Genomic DNA, 17,637 nt, shown 5'->3' with positions numbered 1-17,637 from the left:
AGGAAATAAATCAACTAAGATACTTATTTCTTGACATACTTGGATTTCCGATGCCTGTTATTTTTCCATGATTCTCAAAAGTCTAGTCCGGGACAATCACCTTGTCCTTTCGGTCCAGGAGGATATCCTTATGGATAATTCCCGGGACTTTTATGTGGAATTCGAGGAGAGCGTTCGGAACGGATACCCTGAGATCATTAGTTTTCATTTGGGATTAGTAAAATTCATCGACTCTTCCGGTATAGGGATTATCATCAAAGTCCGGAACCAGATCCGGGACAAAAACGGTGTCGTTAATATCTTCGGGTTAAATAAGTCGCTGCATTCCGTTTTTCGGCTTTCCGGACTGGATCGCATCGTAAATCTTTACACAATGGAAGAATTTCTGGAAAAATATCCGAACTTTTCGGATTTTCTCAAGACGAACTGAAACTCTTCCGATTCCACTTCTTTCCTATATACAGATGAAACAAAGACTTCCCGTAACTTTCCTGCAATATTCCCGGTCGAAGGTCCGGCTTCTTTCCCTTGTATTTTTGGCGGCTGCGATTGTCGGGATTTCGGGATGTTATCCGTATTCCAGTCGGGAAGTCGTGTTTCGCTCCGAAGGAATCGCCTTATTTAAAATTGAATCCAAGGAACTGAGCGACTTTTATAAGTTCACTAAGATCTCCTCCTTGGAACACCCTATTCTATTGGACCAGACCAAGGTGAAGGATTATTTCGGAAACCTGAGATACTCTAAGCGGACGGCCATCGGATATTTTTCCGATTTTGTTTTTTCCGACCATGAACTGGACCTTCTTTCCCGAGACCTTCCGTTCGCCCTGAAAGCGCTTCCCAAAGATAGACTGCTTGTGTTGGTTTCCAAATACGATGACACTCAATCCGTGATTTCTTACGACGAGCTGACCACTTGCATTCTATGGGCGGCGGATTCCAGACTCAACGTTCTTTTTGGCCGAATCAAACGGGAACTCGTGGACAAGGACCAGACTTTGGAATTCAATCGCTGGACTCGGATCGAAGAGATACAATTGTCTCAATCCACGGACGGAACGGAGATCGTGGAAGGGGAGAATTTCGATTTCGGTCTTGTCGGTGGGGTTCCGCAGCGCAAATGGGTGATGTTCGATCTGAAGAATCCGACCAAATACAAGTTCCAGCCCAGAAAACAATACGGCCCGGTCAAACTAACCGACGAAAACGACAGACCCTGATTTCGGATCCGCCTTTTTTACATTCGTAAAAGAGAAAATTCTCCTTTTCTCTTCGAAATGATTTAAGTGCGGATCGCCTCGGAGCAGCGGACACAAAGTCCGTCCTGCCGCGGTTCTGCCGGGCGTCTCCAGCAACGAGGACATTCGCCTTCCGTAGGTTTGACGATCCTGACTTGGAAGCCTGAGTTGTCGTGTTCCGCCAGAACTTCCCGATTCGTGGAATCGAAACGAACCTGGGAAACCGTAAAGATCAGTTCTAGATCCGCCGGGGAAAACCGATTTTTCAATTCTCCGATTTCGGATCCGGCAAGCTCTACCGCGCCTTCCAGAGATTTTCCTAATTTGCCCGCTTGGCGCGCCATCTCCAGAGCTTTGTGCACGCTCTCCCTCGCTTCCAAGGTTCGGGTAAACTTGGACTCCAATTCCGGATTTTTCCAGGCAGTAACATTCGGAAAATTCTCCAAAAAGACGGAATCAGTTTTTCCGTTTTCCTTCCATACTTCTTCGGAAGTGAAGCTCAAGATCGGTGCGGAGTAGATGCAAAGGGTCTCCAGAATCATCTGCAGAACGGTACAGGAGGATCGTCTGGAACGGGAATCCCGACGATCGCAATACATACGGTCCCGGATCATTTCGAAATAATCCTGGGAAAGGGAAACCGTACAGAACAAAAGAAGTTTTTGATATACTTGGTGGAATTGGTAGGACTCGTAATGGGATTTGAGTTCCTCGGCCAGGTCCGCCAATTTGGACAGGTAATATGCGTCCACTTCTTCCAGGTCCGAGATCGGAAGATTTTGTTCTCGGGTATGGCCCGCGAGATTTCCCAAAAGGTAACGGAAGGTATTTCTGATTTTTCGATAATTGTCCGCGATGGTTTTAAGGCCTTCTTTTCCTACCCGAACATCGTCCCTGAAATCCTGGGAACTCACCCAGAGTCTGAGTATGTCGGCGCCGTATACGTTTATGATATCCTTGGTCGGATCGATTCCGTTGCCCAGTGATTTGGACATGGCACGGCCCTGATCGTCCAAAACGTATCCGTGAGTAAGTACGGATTTGTAAGGAGGAATTCCTCTAAGGGCCATCGAAGGCCAAAGGCTGGACTGGAACCATCCTCGGTGTTGGTCGGATCCTTCCAAATACAGATCAGCGGGGGGCTCGGAGTCTCTTTCGCTTAATACTGCAAAGTTAGACACACCGGAATCGAACCAGACGTCCAAAATATCTCCTCCTTTTTTAAACGAGGAAGAACCGCATTTTTCGCATTTGCTTCCGGAAGGTAGGAGAGAGGCGGCGGGTTCCGTGTACCATATTTCTATCCCTCTTTTGCGTACTAAATCCGTAAAAAAGCGGACGGAATCCGGGGTCAAGTGCGTCTCTCCGCAGGATTCGCAGGTAAAGGCCGGAATAGGAACTCCCCAATTCCGTTGGCGGGATAGGCACCAATCCGGCCTGGTCTCCACCATGGAGCGGATTCGGCTGATTCCCCAGTTCGGAATCCACTGGACTTTGTCGATGGCATCGAGGGATTTTTCCCGAAGTTCTTTGGTATCTATTTTAAAAAACCATTGTGGAGTCGCGCGGAAGATGAGGGGCTTCTTACTCCTCCAGCTATGAGGATAGCTATGTTCGAATTCGGAATAATGTAGGAGATAGCCTTTCTCTTTCAGGAGCTCCACGATTTTCGGATTTGCATCCCAAACCTTGGTTCCTTTCATCATCGGAAATTCGTCCGTATATTTTCCGTAGTCGTCTACGGGCGAATAAGGTTCTAGTCCCGCGGCCAAACCGACTCTGTAGTCGTCCTGCCCGTGTCCGGGAGCAGTATGCACCGCTCCGGTTCCCGCGTCCAAGGTGACATGTTCGCCGAAGAGCGGAATGGATTCCCGGTCCAGGAAAGGGTGCTGGAATTTCATCGATTCCAGCTCCTGGAGACTGACAGGCTCGGACTTTTCCAGTTTTACGCCCGTGGCTTTTTCGACCGCTTCCTTTAATCCGTCCGCGATCAGCAAAGATTCTCCTTCTTGCGTTTTGTAGAATGAATATGAGAATCTGGGGTTAAAGCTGATGGCTAAATTCGCGGGAAGGGTCCAGGGTGTGGTGGTCCAGATTAAGGAGTAGGAGCCTTGTTTTCCCTGTACCGGAAATTTCACATAAATGGATGGAGAGACATGCGGATGATATTCGATCTCGGCTTCGGCGTGTGCAGTGGCGAGTTCGATACACCAGTAGACCGGTTTTTTTCCGCGGTATACATAGCCTTTTTCGAATAAGGAGCCGAAGACTTCCACGATCTTGGCTTCGAATTCGGGACTCATGGTTTTATAGATGCGGCCTTGTTCCCAAAAACATAAAAAGCGGGATAAATCCTGGCCTTGTTTGACTACGAATTCCTCCGCATATTGACGGCAAAGTTTTCTGAGTTCTTCCGGCCCGGTTTCTTTCGCCTTTTTCCCTAGATTTTTCAGAACCTGAACCTCTATGGGCAGACCGTGGCAGTCCCAGCCCGGTATCATGTCCGTGCAGAATCCCGACATAGCCTTGGACTTTACGATCATATCCTTTAGGATCTTGTTCAGAGCATGGCCCGTATGAAAATTTCCGTTCGCGTAAGGAGGACCGTCGTGTAGCACGAATTGCGGATCGTTCTTCCTTTTCTCCTTCATTCTGTGAAAGATTTTTCCTTCTTCCCATTTTTTGATCTGTTCCGGCTCGCGAGTGGAGAGTCCGGCTTTCATCGGAAAATCGGTTTGGGGAAGGATGACTGTATCGGAGTAGGGATTTTTCTTCTCTTCTTCTTTCATGGATTCTTAAAATTCGATTCGTATTTTCGGTAACGTTTTGCGGGCGATTTCGACGTCGGCGGTCCTAAGTCCCGTATCCTTCAGGATTAAAACCCTGAGCTTGGGATGATCCGCCAAAGCGCCGATGTTTTTCGGGAGGGAAACGATTTTTAGATTCTTGGAAATATCCAGGATTTCCAAGCGGTGCAAGCGACCGATGATCGCAACATCCTCTTCCCCCCATTTTAATTTATTTTGATCCAGGTACAGCGCCTCTAAAGGAAGATCCGTTAGTTCTTCCGGAATTCTTTCGAAGTCGTTGTTTCCCGCCAGAAAAATCCGGAGCGCGGAGAGGTTTCGGAAGGAGGGCGGCAGAAGATTCAGATCGTTCCCATATACGTTCAGATATTCCAGTTTGTTCCAATCTCCCGAATTATCGGGCAGGCTCTTAAGAAGGTTCAGTCGGAGGTCCAGCCATTTCAGATTCGGGAAGCGGAAGAGAACATCGGGAACGACTCCTAATTTTCCGAGCCCTAAATCCAGTTTTTCCACGGTTTCCGGATGTTTCGCTGCACTCACTAAAAGTTCTTCCGCGGATTTCTTACAAGCACCGGAGAGAAAAAACGAGAGCGCTAAGAAAGCATGGAAAAGGAGAAGTCCCGCTTTTTTCATCGGAAGACCTCCACTAGGCCGGATTCGTATTCGGAAGAAAGTTCCGACAGAGGAATTTCCAGATGAACGTCTTCGATCACAAGTTTCCCCTCCGAGACGGTTTCGCCGATTTTATGGAATTCGAGACCGCTAGCCGAAACTTCCCGGGAGATTTCCGTCTCCGAGCCGATTTCGTATCCGATCAGTACGGATGCGGCAGTTTCTCCGAAGAGAGTCAGGTCCGTTCTATTTTTCTTCAGGGCGCCTAAATTCGCCCGAATTCCCAATCCGGAGAAGATGGCGGTCTTGGCCAGGGCCACCGCGATTCCTCCGAGAGACAGGTCCCGAGCCGAAGTCACTCGGGAGTTTTTGGCGAACGAAACGAGAAGGGCGATCAGGGATTTTTCGTCGGAGAGATCCAATTCGGGCATCTTGCCTTCCACCTTTTTTAGGAAAACCTTTTGGAATTCGCTTCCTCCGAGAGAAGGGCGAAACCTTCCGACCAATGCCAGTCGGGTTCCGGATTTTACCGGATAATTCCGGATGCCTTTTCGTTTATCCTCCAGAATTCCCACCATACCGATCGTAGGAGTCGGAAAAATGGGACCTTCGGGGGATTCGTTATAAAAGGAAACATTTCCTCCGGTTACGGGAACTTCTAGAAAGCGACAAGCGTCCCCCATTCCGCGAATACATTCAGAAAACATATAGTAATTTTCCGGAATATAAGGGTTCGCGAAATTCAGATTGTTCGTAACTCCGAAGGGAGAAGCGCCCGTCACCGCTACGTTTCTTGCGGATTCGCAGACCGCGAACATGGCTCCCTTGTAAGGGTCGAGATACGTGTATCTGGAATTGCAATCCGTCGCGGTCGCAAGAGCGCGATTCGTATCGGAGATCGCGGAGAGCCCTCCGTCGAATCCGGGCCCGATCAGTTTGACTAATCCCACTTCCGTATCGTATTGCTCGATGATCGGTCGTCTAGAGGATAGATTCCAGCTTCCGATCAGCTTTTTCAACGCACCTGAAATTTCCGCTCCGGCTTTCAGATCCTGAGAGGATTCCGGAGCCCAAGTCGATACTTTGTCTAAATATTCCGGGCGTTTCGTTTCCCTAACGTAACGAGGAGCTCCTCCGCCCAGCACGAGTGATTCCGCTGGAATTTTGGCCTTCAGCTTTCCGTCCTTATAAACTTCGAGAAGACCGGAGTCGGTGACTTCTCCGATTTGAACGGCATTTAAATTCCATTTTTTGAATATAGAAATCAGCTCTTCTTCTTTCCCTTTGATCGGGATCACGAGCATCCTTTCCTGGCTTTCGGAGAGCATGGCTTCGTACGCGTTCATTCCGGTTTCTCGGAACGGGACAAGATCCAAGTTGATTCTCATCCCGGTCTTGCCTTTTGCGCTCATTTCGGAGGTAGCGCAGGAGATTCCCGCCGCTCCCATGTCTTGGATTCCTACGAGGAGTTTCTTTTGGATCGTTTCCAGAGATGCTTCCATCAACAGCTTTTCCATGAAAGGATCTCCGACTTGGACCGCGGATCTTTTGGATTCGGATTCCTTGGTCAGGTCCTTGGAGGCGAAGGAAGCTCCGTGGATCCCGTCCCGTCCGGTCGTGGAACCTACGATGAATACGGCATTGCCTACCTTTCCTCCGGTAGTGGCGCTCGCCATTTGGTCGTGACGGACGATTCCCACGGTCATGGCGTTTACGAGAGGATTTTTGGAAAAACATTCGTCTATGAAAAGCTCTCCACCCGAAACTGCAATGCCGAGAGAGTTTCCGTAATCGCCGATTCCTTTGACCGCACGGGAGAGAAGATATTTATTTCTGGGTTGGTCCGGGTTTCCGAATCGTAAAGAGTTCAAAGAGACGATGGGCCTGGCTCCCATCGTAAAGATGTCCCTCATGATCCCGCCTACTCCCGTGGCCGCACCTTGGTAAGGCTCTACTGCCGTGGGGTGGTTGTGGCTTTCTATCTTGAATACCACCGCTAATCCGTCCCCTATATCCATTGCGCCCGCGTTTTCCTCTCCCGCTTGGGCCAAGAGTTTGTCCGATTTGGTAGGTAGGGTTTTTAATTGCAGAATGGAATTTTTATACGAACAATGCTCGGACCACATGGCCGAGAAGATTCCCAGTTCTGTGGAATTGGGAACTCTTCCCAATATTTCTTGTATCTTGGCGAATTCATCCGCAGTGAGTCCGTGCTCTAGGGCATCTTCGAGGGAAACGGCTTCTTTTTCCATTACAGGGACCAGCTTTTCCCGCTCAACGTCCCAGGGAAACTAGAATTAGGAGTTTTGGCGGTTGTAACGGGGGTTGGCCGAACTGTCGTATCCATCGACGGATGGGAAGAGACGTTTGCGTAGGAGTACATGTTTCGTTTCCCTAGGAAGTCTCTCGATTTTTTCCGCTACGATATTCTGCTTTGGAACGATCTTGTTCTAACCCCTAATTTTACTTGTGCGGCCTTTGCAGTAAGAATACTTTCGACAAAAAAAGGGTTCCCGTTTGGTTCGGATCGGATCGAGAAAAATGAAGCAAAGCATCGTTAAGCGAAATAAATTCCTTTCATGTGCTTTTCTAGCAGTTCCGGTATTGCTGAACTTCTGTACGCTCGAAAAGCGAATCAGTACGAATCCTGAAAATCGTATGATTCTCGCCGCCGAATCTTCCGCTTCCTGTAAGATCGAATCCGTCCAATCCCGTTGGTCCTTTCTCGGAGGTCTCATTCCGGCATGGAAGTCTTCCGTCTTTTTCGGCTTGATTCCTCCTTTGAATTCTCCCTTACCGGAACCGCCGCCGGGAAAGACGATCCGTACGACCGAAACGGCAAAATGGCACGATTATACCGTCACGATTCTTTTAGGTTGGCTCTTCACGATCACCAAACGGACCTTTATCGTCGAGTTTTGTGAAGAGGGTATGTATGCGAATCACTGGGATCAACAAAGCGAAACGGTAGAGCAGCAATTGTACCGGATGGCCATGTCCGGAAAAGTCACCGTTCATTTGGTTTCCGGAGAAACGTTTTCGAGTAAGATCCTAGGCTTCGACGCGGAAAACATCACGATAGAAAGGCAGTTCTCCGACCCGGATGGCGGGACTGTGGACCGATTGCATTTAAAGGACGGCAGTACGGTGGAGGGTAAGGTCTTTGCCCAAAACGATCATGAAGTCGAAATAGAAACGAAATCCGACGGAGTCAAGTTTGTTGCAAAGGACAAACTCCAAAGGACGGAGTTCCGAGTTCCCCTTCTGATTACGGAACGTAAGTCCATTCGGAAAGCGGACCTCCAAAAACTTACATTCGAATAATAGAATCTACTTAATCGGCGAACTCTCTGTATCTCCTTCGATAATACAAAAGCGGACGCTTGGAGTCGTCGGAAGAAGCGAAAAGAACCCGCCCCACTACGATCGTATGATCCCCTCCATCGATCTCTTTTTCCAAATCACATTCGATTCTTGCAAGTGTTTCGGAAAGGAATGGGACCCCGTTGTGTCCTAGATCGCAGGCTAATTTTTGGATCAATTCGTGCTTATCGATTTTTCCGGACGCGAATTGGTTGGAGAGTTCTTCTTGTCCGGAAGCGAGGATGTTGATCGTGAATTTGCCGGAAGAGAGAAGAGGATCATGGCTGGAGATATTCTTCTGTAGGTTGAATAGTACCAAAGGAGGGTCCAAGGAAAGAGAACTAAAACTACTCACCGTCAATCCGCCCGTGCGGGTCATATCCGTGAACGTTACAATCGTCACTCCGGACGCGAAATGAGAAAGTGCGTTTTTGAATTCGTCGTGGCTTAAGGACATACGGATACCTAATGCGATCAATTTGGATTTGTAAAGTGGGAAGTGAAAGCGATCCTTTTTGCGTCCGGCTTTTTCGTTAACTTTTGGCCAGATCCGCCCAAGGCCGAGCTTTTTCCAGTTGAGAAGCCAAACGGATCAAAATATCCTCCCGCCCTCTCGCCGCCGTGAACATCAATCCGATCGGGAGTCCCAGTCGAGTTCGGGAAAGGGGAATCGAAACAGAAGGTTGGCCCGTCAGATTTGCCAATTGGGTAAAGGGAGTTCTGGAAAGGTTTTTCTCCACGAGTTGGTCCACGAGTCCGGTAGCGAGCAACAACTTGCCCAATCCCAGTCGACCCACGATCTGCATCGCGATTTCCTCATAGAATTTCGGAGCCAATTCTCCGATCTTTGCCGGGGGTTCCGCAGTGGTGGGCGTGAGATATAGATCGTAGTTCTTATGAAATTCTCCCATCCGATACGAAGCCTGGTCCCAATACTTCATCTGGGAAACGAACTCTCCTGCGGAAACCGAAAAGCCTAAGAGCCCTAAGATCCAAGTCGTAGACTCCACGTCTCTCATGGAGGCTTTTCTGCCTAAAAATGCCTTCGCGATCTGTAATTCGGAGGCGACTTCCCCGAAATACATCATGAGGAAGGAGGCGGCCAATTTTTTCCCGTCGATCTCCGGCTTCGCTTCCGTCACTTTATGACCTAAGGATTTCAGTAATTGTACCGTATCGAGGACCGCGCCGGAATGATCCTCGTTCACTCCGGTTCCGATCGGAGACTCGATCGAATAAGCGATTCTTAATTTACCGGGATGCTTTTTCGTTTCCGCCAAATACGGAGTTCTCGGTTTTTCCAACTCGAACGCTTCCGGATGAGACAAACCGGAAACCAAATCGAGCACTGCCGCGCTATCTCGTACGGACTTAGTGATCACATGGTCCGCGGAAGCTCCCTGCCAGATTCTGCCCAAAGGATAAACGGGAACACGGCCCCGAGAAGGTTTTAACCCGAACAATCCGCAATACGCCGCCGGAATCCGAATGGAACCGCCTCCGTCCGAGCCTGTCGCTAAAGATACCATCCCGGATGCGACGGCGGCTGCGGAACCTCCACTGGAACCTCCCGGAGTTCTTTCCGGATCCCAAGGGTTCCGTGTCGGACCATGCAACTTAGGTTCCGTAATTCCCATCAACGCGAATTCGGGCACGTTGGTCGTACCTAAAAAAACGAAACCGGCTTTTCTCAGACGGGACACGAATTCGGAATCATCCGGCGCCAGATACTTGTCGTATGCTTTGGAGCCGGAGGTCATCCGTTCCCCTTTTACACAATGGATCATGTCCTTGATCAGAATCGGCACTCCGAAAAAAGGACCCTTCGGAATTTTACCGGTCGAAAGTCTGCTTTTGGCCTGCTCGATGGTGAGCTGCACCACAGCGTTTAATTTCGGGTTTAGGGATTCGATCTTTTTCGTCGAATATTCCAGTAGTTCTTTCGGATGAGCCTTTTTCTTTCGAACCAGTTCCGAGAGTCCTAAGGCGTCATAACGATCGAAATCCAACTTTTCCTTTCCCATAACCAACCTTCTCATGCCCCGATCGTTCGCTTCGAAGTAAAAAACGCGAACTAAACGGGTAAAAGAGCTTTCTAAAGGGGAGAAGCATTCGGCAGAAGGGGAAGAGGTCAAGGCAATTCCCTGGATGAGAGGAATTTTCATTTTCCGAATCGAGGGTTTTTTCAATATAGGCCGAGGGACAAGAAAAGGGAATTTATGGTACGAAAAGCGCATCAAAAAACACCCTGGAAATGCTGGATCCTTGGGATTCTAGTCTTCTCCCTCCCTGTCTTAGCTTCTCCGGAGTTGGATTCGGAATTTCTATTAGCGGCCAAAGAGGGCGCTCTCAAAAAAGTGGAAAGTTTTCTGAGCCAAGGCGCTAAGATCGATGCAAAAGACGGGAACGGCCGCACCGCACTGATGCTAGCGAGCGGGGAAGAAGTGGTCGAATTTCTGATCAAAAACGGCGCAAATCTGAACGCGCAGGACCAGGAAGGGAATTCTGTCCTATTTTATAGACTCCAACCCCTGTTAAAAGTGAAGGTTCCGGACATGGACGATCTGGCCGAGGCAAAACGACTGATCGAATCGGGAGCACAGGTGGAATACGCAGCTCGAAAAGGGGAAGAACAACATCCGGTTTCTCTCCTGAACATCGCCATTCGAAATAAGAATTTGATCCTGACAAAGTTTTTGGTGGAGAACGGCGCCAATCCCAATCACGATCCCGGCGGTCCCGAGGAATACCCTCTTTTTCTGGCAGTAGGGGGAGCCTCTTCTCCTCCGGATCTTGCGATCACCGAATTTTTACTGAATAACGGAGCAAAGCCCGTCTTTACCAGTAGGTTGAAAGAAATTCGGACGGTCGAAGGAGTCAGACAAATCGGAGCTCGCAACGCATTCCATTATGCCACAGAAACTCTTGGCTCGGATCCGAAAATTTTCGACCTATTGTCGAAGGCGGGAACGAATATCAACCAACGGGACGCCCAAGGCAGTACTCCTTTGATGGAGGCAATTTCCAGAAAGAACGTCGGGGCTGCGGAAAAACTCCTAGGTTTAGGAGCGGATGTGGCCCTTACAGACATCCAAGGCAAAACTGCACTCGACTTGGCAAAAGAAGTGCAACTGGAATCCGTAGCGCGATTAATTGGTGAAAAACTTTCACCTAAGGTTCCGTAGACGTACTTTTTACAAATCTATTTGTATACTAAGCGTATACTAAAGAGTTTTCTTCGGAAATTTTCCCTTTTTTTTGTTTCTCCAATTTGGCTTGTGAGCATCTTCTAATACGGATCCGTCGTATTAACGCTAAATAGGCGGACGGTTTTCTGAGATAAATGTTCATTCAACCAACGGAAAATATTTCTTTACATACATTGATCTCCTCCTCAAAGGCATTGGGACAATTTTTTACTCCGCCCACCTTGGCCAAGATCATGGTTGAATGGGTCCGAGATTCGGAGACTGCGAGGAAAAAGGAGGCTCCGTTTCGGATCCTGGATCCTGCGGCTGGCAAAGGAATTTTCTTTTCCGTCTTTAACAGGACGAAGACGGAGCTTTATCTGCCCATCGAATTTCACGGTTGGGAAATAGATCCGGTCTTATTTCAGGAATGCGAAAGGAATCTGGAAGAAGAGGAAATTCCCCCGAGTGCGAGGTTTTTGAATCTAGGAGATTTTTTGAGCGCGGAAGTAAAGACTTCTTTCGACGCGATCCTATGCAATCCGCCCTACAAGAGACTGAGCCACTCCAAGTTAGGGAACGATCTTCTAAAATCCTTTAAAGAGAAGACCGGTGTAGCCATTCCGGGAACCGCGAATCTTTACGTGTTCTTTCTACTGAAAATCCTTTCGCTTCTAAAGGAGAAGGGCCGGGCCGCTGTGCTCCTTCCATACGAATTTCTGAATGCAGGATACGGAATCCCGGTCAAGAAGACGCTTTTGGAATCCGGAACTTTGAGGAGGATCCTTCTCTTGGATTCCCCTTGGCCTTTGTTTTCGGGAGCGGTCACCTCCTCTTGCATCTTATTTTTGGAAAACGGAAAACCGGAAGTTCCCGGTTTTTTATGGTCCAGGATTTCTTCTTCCCTTATCTCCGAAGGGATCGGCGGGGAAAATCTGCAATGGCGCAGCGCCAGTCTAAAGGCGGAGCACAAGTGGACTCACTCTTTTCGGGAAGGCAGGGAAACACTTTCCAGAATAAAAAGTGATGCGAAAATACCGTATAACAATAATTATGTGAGTATGTCCAAAGGAGGTCAATACGACTGGGTATCCATCCTGGAATTCGGGAAATTCCGTAGAGGGATCGCTACAGGAGACAACGGATTTTTCCTTTTGTCGGAAAAGGAAGCTTCGAGTCTGAAAATCCCTTCGGAGTTTTTGCGCAGTTCCATTCCTAAGGCGCAGTACGCCCTTTCTCCATTCTTTACCGGAGACGATTGGGATGTATTGCGTTCCGGCGGAGCCAAGGTATGGCTTTTGGACGCGAAAGAGATCCTAAATGTGGAGGACCACACCGGAATCCGTAGGTACCTGGAGGAAGGGATCCGCAGGGGAGTGCCGAACCGGTTTCTGCCTTCCAAAAGGAGACCTTGGCATTCCCAAGAAAGTAGGGAGCCTTCCAGAATTCTTGCCACTTCCTTTCATCGGCAGGATATCCGATTCGTTTTGAACTCCAGCCCCGCCGTCAATCTCACCTGTTTTCACGGATTCACCGCAAAGCCGGAATACGCCGGGATGGAAGAATTGCTCTTCGCCTATCTGATCACTCCTCACGCTCATAAGGAATTGGAGTCCAGGACTAGGGAATATGCCCAAGGTCTCAGAAAAGTGGAACCGGGGGATCTGAATTCCCTGATCGTGCCGGATCTGAGAAAAGTAAAGGAGATGGAAAAGGAAAAAATCAGCTCTCTTCTCGGTAAGTACAGAAATTTACTGAATCCGTGGACTCCGGGGCGCCGTAGAAAGCCGGAACAGATCGTAGGCCGGAATCCCGAGGAAAAACAGATCCTGGTGTCCATCCAGGAATTCTTTCTATAACCGAATTATTTCATGTTTTTATAAAGTTTATCGAGGAGGCGGACCAACTCCTTTTTTTCGGATTCCGAAAACCCTTTGTACAGACCCGAAAGTAGGGACCTGGAAATTCCGAGCATGATCGGTCGTATGGAATACGCCTTGCGGGTCAATTGCAGGTTCACTACCCTCTGGTCCTCGTCGTCCCGTACCCGTTCCACATACCCTAGATCCTCCAACTTATCCACCAAGGCTGTCAGGGTGGATTTGTCTCGATCGATCATTTTGGCGATTTCCTGCATCGGAACTTTTTTGGACATCGCGAGGGCGAACAGTATGTCCGCGTGGGTGGTGGAAAGCTGTCCGAGCCCTTTTTCCTTGAGCTCTCGGTTCAAGTGTCTATGGAATTCGTCCCGAATGCGGGAGATCAGATAAATAATCGTACGGGGATTCATGCGAACGCGTCAGTGTGGTTCCGGGATCAACCGAACTGGTAGAGGTAAATCACTTCGCCGACTGCCGCCGGTTTGGGAGCTCCTTCCACTTCGAAGCTGAGCTTGAGGGTCATCCTGGCCGTTCCGCGCAGGTCCTTCAATTCGATCAGTTCTGCGCGCAGTTTCAGCTTTGACCCGACCTTGACTGGATCCATAAATCGGAGTTTTTCCATCCCGTAATTGATCCCCATTTTGATGTTTTTCAGTTCCAGAATCTGGGCGAGAAGATAGGGGGCCATGGAAAGAGTCAGGTATCCGTGGGCGATCGTAGTGCCGAACGGAGATTCTTTGGCTGCGCGGGCCGGATCCGTATGGATCCATTGGTGGTCCAGAGTGGCCTCCGCAAATTTGTCGATCTGGGCTTGGGTGATCTCGTGGGGTTCGGACGTTCCCAGTTCTTTTCCTACGTATGCTTCGAGTTCCGCAAAACTAGATAAAACCAACTTAGCCATTTTGGCGCTTCCTCTTTTCGGAGAGTTTTCTTAAGAAATTACCGGAAGAGATAGTTTTGTCACCAACTTTTTAGAGTAAAAACAGAACGACCGTTATGCCGATTACTTTCCCGTTTTCGGTTTAGAGCGCTGTCCGGATTGTATTTTATGGATGAGATAAAAACAAACACAGATCATTCCCTCAGTTACAAGAATGTCCGGCCTAAAAATATATTCCATAGACTCTCTTCTCCATACCGAATCCTCGGTTTTTTCCGTTTCGATCCGATGAAGAATCGGAAACAAATTGGGAAAAAAATTATCTCCAGACCGACGGTCATTCTCCTTCGTACGGGACCCCGCAAAGAAAGAGAAGGCCATTTTTGGAGATTAAATCTCAACAAGAGAGAAACGCGCGTTAACGTCCGTTTGTCCGAATCTTGGAGGAGGTTTTTCCGGTTTATGTTTCAAAAGGATTGACAGTTGCCCCTGCGCGGGTTCCCATAGAAGAAGGATAGATATGGGAAGCTCGCCCGAACACCTAGGCCCCCTCCTGATACAATTCCTCCTCGGGATAGGATTCTCCTCCCTTATCCTAGCACTCGCATTCCTCCTGAATCCGAAGAAAAAGTCCAAGCCCCATGACACCTTCGAATGCGGGGTTCCATATTACGGGGACGCGAAGGGTTTGTTCAATATTAAGTTTTATTTAGTCGCTGTACTGTTCATTTTATTCGATATAGAAGCGGTGTTTCTCTTTCCGTATGCAGTAAATCTGAAGTCCTTTAAGGAAGCCGGGCTCGGGAACTTTCTCCTAGTGGAGATGCTTGTATTTATTCTGGTACTCGTTGTAGGTTTGATCTATATCCGTAAAAAGGGGGCACTCGAATGGGATTGAACGACCAACTCAGCCAGCCCGGTCAGATGTACGGAGATATGGTCCAAGTGGCCAGTGTGGACTCCGTCATCAATTGGGGAAGAAGTTACTCCCTTTGGCCTTATCCGTTCGCGACCGCTTGTTGCGGAATCGAGTATATGAGCGCTTCCTGTTCCGATTACGATATCGCTAGGTTCGGAGCGGAACGTCCTTCTTTTTCTCCCAGGCAAGCGGATATGATTTTGGTTTTGGGTACCATTACCTATAAAATGGCTCCCGTACTCAGGGAAATCTATGACCAGCTTTCCGAGCCGAAGTTCGTGATCAGTTACGGAGCCTGTGCGTCTTCCGGCGGGATGTTTCACGCTTATTCCGTTCTCCAAGGGATTGATCGAATTCTTCCCGTGGATCTGTATGTTCCCGGATGTCCGCCCCGTCCGGAGGCCCTTCTCGACGCAGTCATAAAACTCCAAGAAAAGGTCAAGACCCAGGGCCTGGAAGCGAGACGGCAGGAAGTGATGAGTAAAATTCGGGAGATCAATGAAAGAAATAAACCTTTGGTCGTCCGATGAAAGAAACCATAGATCGCTTCCTCAAAGACAAATTTCCGCAATACGTCTATAAGGAAGAAGAGGTGCTCTCCAACCTCCCCGTATTCTTCCTGAAAGCCGAAGGGCTACTGCAGGTATTCTCCGCCCTAAAAACTTCTCCGGGAATCGAATTGAATTATCTGAACGATCTCACCGCAGTGGATTGGCTGGGAAAAAAGAATCCTAGATTCGAAGTCTGCTATCTATTGCGTTCCGGAAATAAATCCACCACCAGGGTGCAATTCAAGGTTCCTGTGGAAGAAGGGGAAGCGGTTCCCAGTATCGTAAGCCTCTTTAAGGGAGCCAACTGGCCGGAACGGGAAGTGTTCGATCTTTTCGGAATTCCTTTCCGCGACCATCCTCAGCTGGAAAGGCTGATCATGCCCGACAATTTTCAGGGGCACCCTCTCCGGAAGGATTATCCTTTGGAAGGATTCGGACAGGATTACCTGATCGAGGACCTTTTGACGATCCATGTTAAGGAAGATATGGGGGCGGAATGACGATCATGTACGAAAAAACGGCCGAGCATTTCGGTTCGAAATTCCGGCATTTGCCGGAAGGCCATCTTCTCGTGAACTTAGGCCCGTCCCATCCGGCCACCCACGGAATTCTGCAGAACGTCATCCAATTGGACGGAGAAAGAGTGGTCGAAGCGGAATCGGTCATCGGATACGTGCACCGCAGTTTCGAAAAGCTAGGGGAGAAATATACCTACAACCAATTTCTGGTCTGCACGGATCGGATGAATTACGTTTCCACTCCTCTGAATAATATAGGCTGGATCCTCACCGTGGAAAAAATGATGGAGATCCAAGTTCCGGACAAGGTCGTTTATGTAAGAATGATCGTGTCGGAATTGTCTCGGATTATGGACCATATCATCTGCAACGGAATTCTGGGAGTGGATCTAGGCGCCTTTTCCGGGATGTTGCACCTGTTTCATCATCGCGAGAATATCTATCAGGTCCTGGAGAAATTGACAGGCGCCCGTTTGACTACCACGTTCTGCAGGATAGGTGGATTAGAAAAGGATATCTATCCCGAATTTGCCGACGAAGTGCGTACGATCTGCAAAGGACTAAAGCCTGCGATCGAAGAATTCCAAAGCCTTTTGGTAAATAATAGAATCTTTATGGATCGTACGAAAGGAATCGGCGGAATTTCCGCCGAGGATGCGATCTCATACGGATATTCCGGTCCGAATCTCAGGGCCGCGGGCGTTCCCTGGGATGTCCGTAAGGATGAGCCGTACATGTTTTACGATAAAGTGGATTTCGACGTTCCGATCGGGGAGGACGGTTCCGTGCTGCACCGAACTCTAGTGCGGATGGAAGAGATGCGACAGTCCATCCGTATTATAGAACAATTGGTGGAGGGAATTCCTCCCGGTCCCCATCACGCGGACCTGCCTCACGCGTATCTGCCGGAAAAAGGCAAAGTTTATAAAAACATGGAAGAATTGATCTACCATTTCAAAATCATCATGCACGGAGTCAAGGTCCCTCCGGGAGAATATTACCAGGCCACGGAAGCGGCAAACGGAGAGCTCGGCTTTTATATCGTGTCCGAAGGGGAAAAATCCCCTTGGAGAGTTCATGTCCGAAGACCTTGTTTTTGGTTTTACCAATCTTTTCCCGATCTGGTCAAGGGGGGATTGCTCGCGGATACGATCGCCACGATGAGTTCCCTGAACGTTATCGCAGGGGAGTTGGATTGCTGATGTCCTACCGATTCAATCCGGATTCCGAAAAGAGATTCTCCAAGCTGATGGAGATGTTTCCCGATAAGAGAAGTGTTATTCTTCCCGGTCTGTATCTCTTGCAAAAAGAGAAAGGCTACGTGGATCGGGAGGGAATGGCTTACCTCGCCGAAAAAATCGGCCCACCCATCTCCCTCGCTCAAGTATACGGGGTCGCTACTTTCTATACCTTGTACAACAAAAAACCGGTGGGAAAATACCACATCCAGATCTGCGGAACTTCCAGTTGTTATATGAGAGGCAGCGATAAGATCGAAGAGCATATCTGCTCCGAGTTGGGGATCAAGACCGGACAGACTACCAAAGACGGAAAGTTTACGGTAGAAGAAGTGGAATGTTTGGGCGCCTGCGGATACGCTCCTATGGTGCAGATTAACGACGCATATTATGAAAATCTAACGAATGAAAAAGTGGACGAACTTCTTCGGAGTCTGGATTAG

17 protein-coding genes are annotated in these 17,637 nt (G+C 48.8%); 10 read left to right on the top strand and 7 right to left on the bottom strand.

Translation table 11 applies throughout. The features are described from left to right. Positions 1-67 precede the first annotated feature (67 nt). Both EHO60_RS15095 and EHO60_RS15090 read left to right on the top strand, forming a co-directional pair. The gene (locus tag EHO60_RS15095) at positions 68-430 is read left to right on the top strand and encodes an STAS domain-containing protein (protein WP_135769046.1); all 363 of its coding nucleotides are present in this window, start codon (positions 68-70) and stop codon (positions 428-430) included. Positions 431-464: 34 nt separating this feature from the next. Next, entirely contained in the window at positions 465-1,220 is a 756-nt protein-coding gene (locus EHO60_RS15090; protein WP_135769045.1) for an LA_1326/LA_4305 family lipoprotein, read from the top strand. A gap of 62 nt (positions 1,221-1,282) precedes the next feature. Here EHO60_RS15090 and ileS read toward each other — a convergent pair whose 3' ends face one another. Genes ileS through purL form a run of 3 tightly spaced genes read right to left on the bottom strand, consistent with a single transcriptional unit; the run spans position 1,283 to position 6,909 of the window. Continuing rightward, complete coding sequence (gene ileS, locus EHO60_RS15085; RefSeq protein ID WP_135769044.1) at positions 1,283-4,027, bottom strand: isoleucine--tRNA ligase; 2,745 nt, start codon at positions 4,025-4,027, stop codon at positions 1,283-1,285. Between the two features lie 6 nt (positions 4,028-4,033). Further along, positions 4,034-4,678, bottom strand: coding sequence for a leucine-rich repeat domain-containing protein (locus EHO60_RS15080; protein WP_135769043.1), 645 nt, complete (start codon positions 4,676-4,678; stop codon positions 4,034-4,036). After that, complete coding sequence (purL, locus tag EHO60_RS15075; RefSeq protein ID WP_135769042.1) at positions 4,675-6,909, bottom strand: phosphoribosylformylglycinamidine synthase subunit PurL; 2,235 nt, start codon at positions 6,907-6,909, stop codon at positions 4,675-4,677. The genes EHO60_RS15080 and purL overlap by 4 nt, the downstream gene beginning before the upstream one ends. A 289-nt stretch (positions 6,910-7,198) precedes the next feature. On the opposite strand from purL, the gene EHO60_RS15070 reads away from it, so the two are divergent. Further along, positions 7,199-7,981 (top strand): LIC_13076 family protein, encoded by a 783-nt coding sequence (locus tag EHO60_RS15070; protein ID WP_425460308.1) that lies wholly within the window; start codon positions 7,199-7,201, stop codon positions 7,979-7,981. Between the two features lie 10 nt (positions 7,982-7,991). Here EHO60_RS15070 and EHO60_RS15065 read toward each other — a convergent pair whose 3' ends face one another. Together EHO60_RS15065 and EHO60_RS15060 are read right to left on the bottom strand one after the other, a co-directional pair. Continuing rightward, positions 7,992-8,477, bottom strand: a complete 486-nt coding sequence (locus tag EHO60_RS15065) for a flavin reductase family protein (RefSeq protein ID WP_135769040.1) — start codon at positions 8,475-8,477, stop codon at positions 7,992-7,994. 76 nt (positions 8,478-8,553) lie between these two features. After that, complete coding sequence (locus EHO60_RS15060; RefSeq protein WP_135769236.1) at positions 8,554-10,044, bottom strand: amidase; 1,491 nt, start codon at positions 10,042-10,044, stop codon at positions 8,554-8,556. A gap of 195 nt (positions 10,045-10,239) precedes the next feature. On the opposite strand from EHO60_RS15060, the gene EHO60_RS15055 reads away from it, so the two are divergent. Both EHO60_RS15055 and EHO60_RS15050 read left to right on the top strand, forming a co-directional pair. Then, the gene (locus EHO60_RS15055; RefSeq protein WP_135769039.1) at positions 10,240-11,205 is read left to right on the top strand and encodes an ankyrin repeat domain-containing protein; all 966 of its coding nucleotides are present in this window, start codon (positions 10,240-10,242) and stop codon (positions 11,203-11,205) included. Between the two features lie 158 nt (positions 11,206-11,363). Further along, on the top strand, positions 11,364-13,067 hold the full coding sequence (locus tag EHO60_RS15050) for an HsdM family class I SAM-dependent methyltransferase (RefSeq protein WP_135769038.1): 1,704 nt from the start codon (positions 11,364-11,366) through the stop codon (positions 13,065-13,067). 5 nt (positions 13,068-13,072) lie between these two features. Here the strand turns inward: EHO60_RS15050 and EHO60_RS15045 are convergent, their stop codons facing one another. Together EHO60_RS15045 and EHO60_RS15040 are read right to left on the bottom strand one after the other, a co-directional pair. Further along, complete coding sequence (locus EHO60_RS15045; RefSeq protein ID WP_135769037.1) at positions 13,073-13,498, bottom strand: MarR family winged helix-turn-helix transcriptional regulator; 426 nt, start codon at positions 13,496-13,498, stop codon at positions 13,073-13,075. Between the two features lie 26 nt (positions 13,499-13,524). Beyond that, positions 13,525-13,989: a MaoC family dehydratase gene (locus tag EHO60_RS15040; RefSeq protein WP_135769036.1), complete on the bottom strand. Its 465-nt coding sequence runs from the start codon at positions 13,987-13,989 to the stop codon at positions 13,525-13,527. 499 nt (positions 13,990-14,488) lie between these two features. Between EHO60_RS15040 and EHO60_RS15035 the strand changes: the two genes are divergently transcribed. Genes EHO60_RS15035 through nuoE form a run of 5 tightly spaced genes read left to right on the top strand, consistent with a single transcriptional unit; the run spans position 14,489 to position 17,637 of the window. Continuing rightward, a complete protein-coding gene (locus tag EHO60_RS15035) occupies positions 14,489-14,866 on the top strand; it encodes an NADH-quinone oxidoreductase subunit A (RefSeq protein WP_135769035.1) in 378 nt (125 codons plus the stop codon). Continuing rightward, positions 14,857-15,417, top strand: coding sequence for an NADH-quinone oxidoreductase subunit B (locus tag EHO60_RS15030; RefSeq protein WP_135769034.1), 561 nt, complete (start codon positions 14,857-14,859; stop codon positions 15,415-15,417). Before EHO60_RS15035 ends, EHO60_RS15030 begins: the two co-directional genes overlap by 10 nt. Beyond that, complete coding sequence (locus EHO60_RS15025) at positions 15,414-15,938, top strand: NADH-quinone oxidoreductase subunit C (protein WP_135769033.1); 525 nt, start codon at positions 15,414-15,416, stop codon at positions 15,936-15,938. Before EHO60_RS15030 ends, EHO60_RS15025 begins: the two co-directional genes overlap by 4 nt. Positions 15,939-15,943: 5 nt before the next feature. Continuing rightward, positions 15,944-17,158: an NADH-quinone oxidoreductase subunit D gene (locus EHO60_RS15020; protein ID WP_135769032.1), complete on the top strand. Its 1,215-nt coding sequence runs from the start codon at positions 15,944-15,946 to the stop codon at positions 17,156-17,158. After that, positions 17,158-17,637, top strand: coding sequence for an NADH-quinone oxidoreductase subunit NuoE (nuoE, locus tag EHO60_RS15015; protein ID WP_135769031.1), 480 nt, complete (start codon positions 17,158-17,160; stop codon positions 17,635-17,637). Before EHO60_RS15020 ends, nuoE begins: the two co-directional genes overlap by 1 nt.

It is taken from the genome of Leptospira fletcheri, from assembly GCF_004769195.1.
GTDB classification, from domain to species: Bacteria; Spirochaetota; Leptospiria; order Leptospirales; family Leptospiraceae; genus Leptospira_B; species Leptospira_B fletcheri.
Note: the sequence above shows the minus strand (reverse complement) of the source record. Positions and strands in the feature narration are given on the sequence as shown.